Below are 5,512 nucleotides of genomic sequence, written 5' to 3' on the forward strand. Positions count from 1 at the left end.
TGCCGGTTCGTGCCCTTGCGGGACGCCTCAGCTAATGGGTATGTGATAGATCGGTTCAGTGTGCGAACAAACTTTCGGTTTGTGTCGTCTTCACAGTCACCGCAATCTGGTCTTTTCTTTCGAATCGTACAGATTGCTTGGGTGTTATATGGTCAAGCCTCACGGGCAATTAGTATGGGTTAGCTCAACGCCTCACAGCGCTTACACACCCCACCTATCAACGTCGTAGTCTTCGACGGCCCTTCAGGGAACTCAAGGTTCCAGTGAGATCTCATCTTGAGGCAAGTTTCCCGCTTAGATGCTTTCAGCGGTTATCTTTTCCGAACATAGCTACCCGGCAATGCCACTGGCGTGACAACCGGAACACCAGAGGTTCGTCCACTCCGGTCCTCTCGTACTAGGAGCAGCCCCTCTCAAATCTCAAACGTCCACGGCAGATAGGGACCGAACTGTCTCACGACGTTCTAAACCCAGCTCGCGTACCACTTTAAATGGCGAACAGCCATACCCTTGGGACCGGCTTCAGCCCCAGGATGTGATGAGCCGACATCGAGGTGCCAAACACCGCCGTCGATATGAACTCTTGGGCGGTATCAGCCTGTTATCCCCGGAGTACCTTTTATCCGTTGAGCGATGGCCCTTCCATACAGAACCACCGGATCACTAAGACCTACTTTCGTACCTGCTCGACGTGTCTGTCTCGCAGTCAAGCGCGCTTTTGCCTTTATACTCTACGACCGATTTCCGACCGGTCTGAGCGCACCTTCGTACTCCTCCGTTACTCTTTAGGAGGAGACCGCCCCAGTCAAACTACCCACCATACACTGTCCTCGATCCGGATAACGGACCTGAGTTAGAACCTCAAAGTTGCCAGGGTGGTATTTCAAGGTTGGCTCCACGCAGACTGGCGTCCACGCTTCAAAGCCTCCCACCTATCCTACACAAGCAAATTCAAAGTCCAGTGCAAAGCTATAGTAAAGGTTCACGGGGTCTTTCCGTCTAGCCGCGGATACACTGCATCTTCACAGCGATTTCAATTTCACTGAGTCTCGGGTGGAGACAGCGCCGCCATCGTTACGCCATTCGTGCAGGTCGGAACTTACCCGACAAGGAATTTCGCTACCTTAGGACCGTTATAGTTACGGCCGCCGTTTACCGGGGCTTCGATCAAGAGCTTCGCGTTAGCTAACCCCATCAATTAACCTTCCGGCACCGGGCAGGCGTCACACCCTATACGTCCACTTTCGTGTTTGCAGAGTGCTGTGTTTTTAATAAACAGTCGCAGCGGCCTGGTATCTTCGACCGGCATGAGCTTACGGAGCAAGTCCTTCACCCTCACCGGCGCACCTTCTCCCGAAGTTACGGTGCCATTTTGCCTAGTTCCTTCACCCGAGTTCTCTCAAGCGCCTTGGTATTCTCTACCCAACCACCTGTGTCGGTTTGGGGTACGGTTCCTGGTTACCTGAAGCTTAGAAGCTTTTCTTGGAAGCATGGCATCAACCACTTCGTCATCTAAAAGATAACTCGTCATCAGCTCTCGGCCTTAGAACCCCGGATTTACCTAAGATTCCAGCCTACCACCTTAAACTTGGACAACCAACGCCAAGCTGGCCTAGCCTTCTCCGTCCCTCCATCGCAATAACCAGAAGTACAGGAATATTAACCTGTTTTCCATCGACTACGCTTTTCAGCCTCGCCTTAGGGACCGACTAACCCTGCGTCGATTAACGTTGCGCAGGAAACCTTGGTCTTTCGGCGTGGGTGTTTTTCACACCCATTGTCGTTACTCATGTCAGCATTCGCACTTCTGATACCTCCAGCAAGCTTCTCAACTCACCTTCACAGGCTTACAGAACGCTCCTCTACCGCATCATCAAAAGATGATACCCGTAGCTTCGGTACCTGGTTTGAGCCCCGTTACATCTTCCGCGCAGGCCGACTCGACTAGTGAGCTATTACGCTTTCTTTAAAGGGTGGCTGCTTCTAAGCCAACCTCCTAGCTGTCTAAGCCTTCCCACATCGTTTCCCACTTAACCAGGATTTTGGGACCTTAGCTGACGGTCTGGGTTGTTTCCCTTTTCACGACGGACGTTAGCACCCGCCGTGTGTCTCCCATGCTCGGCACTTGTAGGTATTCGGAGTTTGCATCGGTTTGGTAAGTCGGGATGACCCCCTAGCCGAAACAGTGCTCTACCCCCTACAGTGATACATGAGGCGCTACCTAAATAGCTTTCGAGGAGAACCAGCTATCTCCGAGCTTGATTAGCCTTTCACTCCGATCCACAGGTCATCCGCTAACTTTTCAACGGTAGTCGGTTCGGTCCTCCAGTTAGTGTTACCCAACCTTCAACCTGCCCATGGATAGATCGCCCGGTTTCGGGTCTATTCCCAGCGACTAGACGCCCTATTAAGACTCGCTTTCGCTACGCCTCCCCTATTCGGTTAAGCTCGCCACTGAAAATAAGTCGCTGACCCATTATACAAAAGGTACGCAGTCACCCAACAAAGTGGGCTCCCACTGCTTGTACGCATACGGTTTCAGGATCTATTTCACTCCCCTCTCCGGGGTTCTTTTCGCCTTTCCCTCACGGTACTAGTTCACTATCGGTCAGTCAGTAGTATTTAGCCTTGGAGGATGGTCCCCCCATGTTCAGACAAGGTTTCTCGTGCCCCGTCCTACTCGATTTCATTGCAAAGAGATTTTCGCGTACAGGGCTATCACCCACTATGGCCGCACTTTCCAGAGCGTTCCGCTAATCTCTAAACAACTTAAGGGCTGGTCCCCGTTCGCTCGCCACTACTAAGGGAATCTCGGTTGATTTCTTTTCCTCAGGGTACTTAGATGTTTCAGTTCCCCTGGTTCGCTCCATACACCTATGTATTCAGTGTAAGGTAACTGTCTTATGACAGCTGGGTTCCCCCATTCAGACATCTCCGGATCACAGTCTGTTTGCCGACTCCCCGAAGCTTTTCGCAGGCTACCACGTCTTTCATCGCCTCTGACTGCCAAGGCATCCACCGTATGCGCTTCTTCACTTGACCATATAACCCCAAGCAATCTGGTTATACTGTGAAGACGACATTCGCCGAAAGTTTGTTCTCACAAACTTTACCTTAGCCTGGACACGCACCAGTGAAAGAGGTGCCCAGTCTATATTTCTATCACATACCCAAATTTTTAAAGAACGATCTAATCAAAGACTAGAAATCAACACTCACCATCTCATCGATGGAGTGCTCATTTCTAAGCTTTCAAACAGAAGCAGTAAGTGGTGGAGCCAAGCGGGATCGAACCGCTGACCTCCTGCGTGCAAGGCAGGCGCTCTCCCAGCTGAGCTATGGCCCCGTATCCGGGTGTCGTACGCGCTCTGACCAACTTCACCAGGTAACTGGTGGGTCTGGGCAGATTCGAACTGCCGACCTCACCCTTATCAGGGGTGCGCTCTAACCAACTGAGCTACAGACCCAATATCGGGTGTGCAAAGCAAAAGCTGCTTCTAATCGTCTTCTTCAATGAATCAAGCAATTCGTGTGGGAACTTGTGCTGCAGTTGAGTCGTCGATTAAGGAGGTGATCCAGCCGCAGGTTCCCCTACGGCTACCTTGTTACGACTTCACCCCAGTCATGAATCACACCGTGGTAACCGTCCTCCCGAAGGTTAGACTAGCTACTTCTGGTGCAACCCACTCCCATGGTGTGACGGGCGGTGTGTACAAGGCCCGGGAACGTATTCACCGCGACATTCTGATTCGCGATTACTAGCGATTCCGACTTCACGCAGTCGAGTTGCAGACTGCGATCCGGACTACGATCGGTTTTATGGGATTAGCTCCACCTCGCGGCTTGGCAACCCTCTGTACCGACCATTGTAGCACGTGTGTAGCCCAGGCCGTAAGGGCCATGATGACTTGACGTCATCCCCACCTTCCTCCGGTTTGTCACCGGCAGTCTCCTTAGAGTGCCCACCATAACGTGCTGGTAACTAAGGACAAGGGTTGCGCTCGTTACGGGACTTAACCCAACATCTCACGACACGAGCTGACGACAGCCATGCAGCACCTGTCTCAATGTTCCCGAAGGCACCAATCCATCTCTGGAAAGTTCATTGGATGTCAAGGCCTGGTAAGGTTCTTCGCGTTGCTTCGAATTAAACCACATGCTCCACCGCTTGTGCGGGCCCCCGTCAATTCATTTGAGTTTTAACCTTGCGGCCGTACTCCCCAGGCGGTCAACTTAATGCGTTAGCTGCGCCACTAAGAGCTCAAGGCTCCCAACGGCTAGTTGACATCGTTTACGGCGTGGACTACCAGGGTATCTAATCCTGTTTGCTCCCCACGCTTTCGCACCTCAGTGTCAGTATCAGTCCAGGTGGTCGCCTTCGCCACTGGTGTTCCTTCCTATATCTACGCATTTCACCGCTACACAGGAAATTCCACCACCCTCTACCATACTCTAGCTTGCCAGTTTTGGATGCAGTTCCCAGGTTGAGCCCGGGGATTTCACATTCAACTTAACAAACCACCTACGCGCGCTTTACGCCCAGTAATTCCGATTAACGCTTGCACCCTCTGTATTACCGCGGCTGCTGGCACAGAGTTAGCCGGTGCTTATTCTGTCGGTAACGTCAAAACACTTACGTATTAGGTAAATGCCCTTCCTCCCAACTTAAAGTGCTTTACAATCCGAAGACCTTCTTCACACACGCGGCATGGCTGGATCAGGCTTTCGCCCATTGTCCAATATTCCCCACTGCTGCCTCCCGTAGGAGTCTGGACCGTGTCTCAGTTCCAGTGTGACTGATCATCCTCTCAGACCAGTTACGGATCGTCGCCTTGGTGAGCCATTACCTCACCAACTAGCTAATCCGACCTAGGCTCATCTGATAGCGCAAGGCCCGAAGGTCCCCTGCTTTCTCCCGTAGGACGTATGCGGTATTAGCGTCCGTTTCCGAGCGTTATCCCCCACTACCAGGCAGATTCCTAGGCATTACTCACCCGTCCGCCGCTCGCCACCAGGTACAAGTACCCGTGCTGCCGCTCGACTTGCATGTGTTAGGCCTGCCGCCAGCGTTCAATCTGAGCCATGATCAAACTCTTCAGTTCAAACATCTTTGGGTTTTGAGAAAACCCTAAACTTGGCTCAGCAATCGTTGGTTATTTCTTTGATTTCTCGCGGAGTAACTTACGATGCTGATAATCTGTTGACTTCAGTCTGACAGCGCAAGCACCCACACGAATTGCTTGATTCAATTGTTAAAGAGCGGTTGGTTAAGATCTTTCGTCTCAACCGAGGCGCGCATTCTACAGCAGCCTCTGTATCTGTCAAGCGGTTATTTTAAGAAGTTTTCAAAGTTTCCTTTGCAACTTCAACCACTTGCGCTTCGATCAACATCACGTTGCTCGTTAGCGGGAGGCGAATTCTACAGCGTTACAACCTGCTGTCAACTACCTTTTTCACCGCTTTCGATCAACTTCATCGAAACCTCTTCCGAGCCAACTAAACCGTCCAACTC

2 tRNA genes and 2 rRNA genes are annotated in these 5,512 nt (G+C 51.7%); all 4 read right to left on the minus strand.

Annotated elements, in window-relative coordinates:
* Window positions 1-148: 148 nt before the first annotated feature.
* The 4 genes from AUC61_RS26380 to AUC61_RS26395 all read right to left on the minus strand — a co-directional run bounded on the left by AUC61_RS26380 (window position 149) and on the right by AUC61_RS26395 (window position 5,102).
* A 23S ribosomal RNA gene (locus AUC61_RS26380) occupies window positions 149-3,042 on the minus strand.
* 228 nt (window positions 3,043-3,270) lie between these two features.
* Window positions 3,271-3,346, minus strand: a tRNA-Ala gene (locus AUC61_RS26385).
* A gap of 44 nt (window positions 3,347-3,390) precedes the next feature.
* A tRNA-Ile gene (locus tag AUC61_RS26390) sits at window positions 3,391-3,467 on the minus strand.
* A 96-nt stretch (window positions 3,468-3,563) separates the two neighbouring features.
* Window positions 3,564-5,102: ribosomal RNA gene (locus tag AUC61_RS26395) — 16S ribosomal RNA — on the minus strand.
* Together the 16S and 23S rRNA genes with 2 tRNA genes alongside form the textbook arrangement of a ribosomal RNA operon.
* Window positions 5,103-5,512 lie beyond the last annotated feature (410 nt).

The sequence above is a fragment of the Pseudomonas maioricensis genome, assembly GCF_022790535.1.
In the GTDB taxonomy this organism is placed as follows: Bacteria; Pseudomonadota; Gammaproteobacteria; order Pseudomonadales; family Pseudomonadaceae; genus Aquipseudomonas; species Aquipseudomonas maioricensis.